Genomic DNA, 3,183 nt, shown 5'->3' on the forward strand with positions numbered 1-3,183 from the left:
TTCATCGTTTTAAAATTCAAACCATTTACCTTTAATTCTACTATATAAAAACCTTTCACTAAGCCATAAGGCCTTAGGTCTACACCTACTTTATTTTGATTTCTATTAATTTGACCTTGATCTATTTCTTGACTAAAACCTTGAAGATTGGTTAATTTAATAGAAAGTTGGCCTGTTACTGAAATTGGCAAATCCAATGTAAATTGATCGTTCATGGAAGGGTTCGGGTACAGCAGAACCTCATCACTGGAAGAGAAAACCTGCTCACTAAGTAGATAATCACTTTCAATATCGATCTCATTTAAAGGAAGGATCATTATGGCCGATACCACAGCCGGAGCAATGCTTCCTTTTGTTTGATAGAACCTTAAGTCAATAAATCCATCTGTTGCCTCCACCTCAAAAGCTTTTTCAATAGGTTTATTAATTGCTCCCGCCTCCTGAATTATATCCAAGTCTCTCAGTATAGATATACCTTGTGCCTCAACATGCATCAAACGTTTACCTTTTGAATCATATTTGTCCTCCAAGAATTTCAGTACTACTCTAAAGCGTTTACCACAATTTACAGGGAAGCGATATTTGAAATCTTTTCCGGATCGATGTGATAAAAATAAAGGATTATCACCTACAGGCCCTTCTCCTTTTTCCAAAAAGGAAGTGGAACTGCCTCCCGAATGGAAATCATCCTGCTGGAAAATCGTACCCTTCTCATCAGATACCTTTGGCCCACCAGCATTAAGGTAGTAATATCCTTTGGCAGGAATAATATGAATTTTGACGATCAATACCACCTTTCCACAAGCCTTATCGGATTTTAATTTAAAGGTAATTGTACATCCCTTTTCAACCTCATCCTTAGTTGGGATATACTCCCCATTCCAGTTGGTTCCATTCGTTATACTGCCTTTTCCATTGTGCTCCCACCAACCATCTTGAAGTTTATCCCCGGTGATGTGTTTTAGGGACACTGCCATAGCTGGATATGCACAAAGATAGATATCCTTTACAATCTTCACATCCTGCTTTTTCTTTATCCATACATTCACCTTATCATATTTCACACCACATGCCCCTTTAACTTTAACAACAAAAGTAAGATATGCCCCATGCTTTCTTTCCCTCACTGTTGGGACATATACTGCCTGTTGTTGACTGGCATTAAGAATTTGCCCCTCTCCACTAGAAGTCCACATGATTCCTTGATGAGGTCCTTTGACCACTGCTTTTAGGGGGACATTTTCATCATTTTCCAGGCATAGTTTCATATCGGATTCTGCCAGTACGATTGGCTGAGGAATAATTTTCACAACTTTATAAACCTTCAAAGTTGTACATTTAAACTTGACCGTTAGACAGAATTTGAGGGTTGCTCCTGTTGTCATTTCCTCTTCCGAAGGTTCATATTCTACCTTTAAACCTCCCTTGCTTTTTAGATTTCCTTTCCCATTGTGTGTCCATTGGTGTTCATCAAATTCACCATTGGTTGTACCATGAAGCGGTATTTTCATGCCTGGAAAAACACAAACCTCAGTTACCCCACCAATAAATAATTCAGGGCTCTTTATAATCTTTAACTTAACCACATCATGCACAGACCCGCAATCCGAAGTAGTAGTAAGCGTCACCCTCACTAAGGCCCCTTTAGCCTTTTCTTCCTTTGTTGGCCAATAGATTGCTGTTCGTTCACCTTTAATTTCAAGATGCCCCTTACCATCTGTAGTCCACTTTAAATGATTGTACTCCTCCTTAATTTTTGCATTAATTACAAATTTTAGGTCCTTGGAAGCACATGCTTTTTGATCCGGACCCAGCCAAACAACAGGCTTGCTTTCGATAATGATCTTCTTCACCTTTTGTACTATTCCACAATCACTAAAGACCTTTAACTGTACGGTAATTACAGCACCATGGATCAGCTCCTCTTCAGTCGGGATATAAACAGTATTCAATTGATGGGGATTCTTGATTTTTCCCTTTCCATTGGTAGTCCATTTTGATTTATAATAATCCCCTATTACATGTGCAGAAAGTGGAACTTTCAACCATGGCTCAACGCAACCAATAGGAGCGGAAGTAATTTTCACTTTCGGAAGGACATTGATGATAACTTTTAATTCATCCATGACTTCAGAACACTTATTCCATGCCTTCAATTTAAATTTGATTTTTGCTCCTTTTTTCAATTCTCCTTTCGAAGGAAAATACATGGCCTGCAGCTGGTCGGCATTTTTCAAGGTTCCGTTTCCGTTCGTCACCCATTTCAATCCCTCATAATTTCCTGAAACTTTCCCAGACAAGGTAACCTTTATTTCTTCATCTGATGCTACACAGAACTCCTGATTAGGTCCTGTCTTAACTATAAGATCGGTATCGGGAATAATCTGAATTACTTTATCCTTTACCACTTTACCGCATTCATTTTCCACCGTTATGGTAAATGAGATTTTTTTCCCAGTCTTTTGTTCTTCTTTAGTGGGACGGTAGACTGCAAAAGGTTCGTTAGCTCTGAAAATTTCTCCTTGCCCGCTGGTCTCCCAAAGTAAATGATCATAAGGACCCTCTATCACTGCAAATAGAGGTATTTTTTCTTTTTCACCTACACACACTTCCTCATATTTTTTCAATAGAACCAGTGGTTTTTTAAGTATCTTTACAAACATGTCATCAGATGCTTCTCCACATTCCCCTTTTACTGTTAGGGTCAGCAACACTTTTTTCCCTAGTTTCTTTTCTTTAACAGAGGGGGTATAGGATGCCTCCAATTGATCTGCATTTCCGATTATACCTTCCCCATCTGTTGTCCAAAGCACTTTCTCATAGTCACCTTCTACCGATCCCATTAATTGAAACACCAGTTCTTTTGAAGCACAGGCTTCCTGATCCGGGCCTGCAGACACCATATGTGCTTCAAGGATAATGACATTGGTAGCTTTCACTACAAAACAATCATCTGAGGTTTGAGCCCTGATATAATAAGTACCAGATTGTGTAACCCAAGAATCTATTGGAGACTCTCCGTTTACTGCATCTTCCTCTGTTTCATAAAAGGAAATTGTTACGCCTTCCATGCTGCTAGTAATCGCATCATTTAAATCTACTTCAAAACAGTCGCTCAGATCCTGAACATCCAATTGTATAGGGGCTGGGTCCATTAATTCTACTGGAGGCAAATCTGTTGTA

Annotated in this window: 1 protein-coding gene; it reads right to left on the bottom strand. The window is 39.0% G+C overall.

What is annotated here, in order from left to right:
• The coding region (locus E1171_RS03945) for a malectin domain-containing carbohydrate-binding protein (RefSeq protein ID WP_222931379.1) at positions 1–3,183 on the bottom strand (3,183 nt) is incomplete at both ends.

It is taken from the genome of Xanthovirga aplysinae (assembly GCF_009711365.1).
In the GTDB taxonomy this organism is placed as follows: domain Bacteria; phylum Bacteroidota; class Bacteroidia; order Cytophagales; family Cyclobacteriaceae; genus Xanthovirga; species Xanthovirga aplysinae.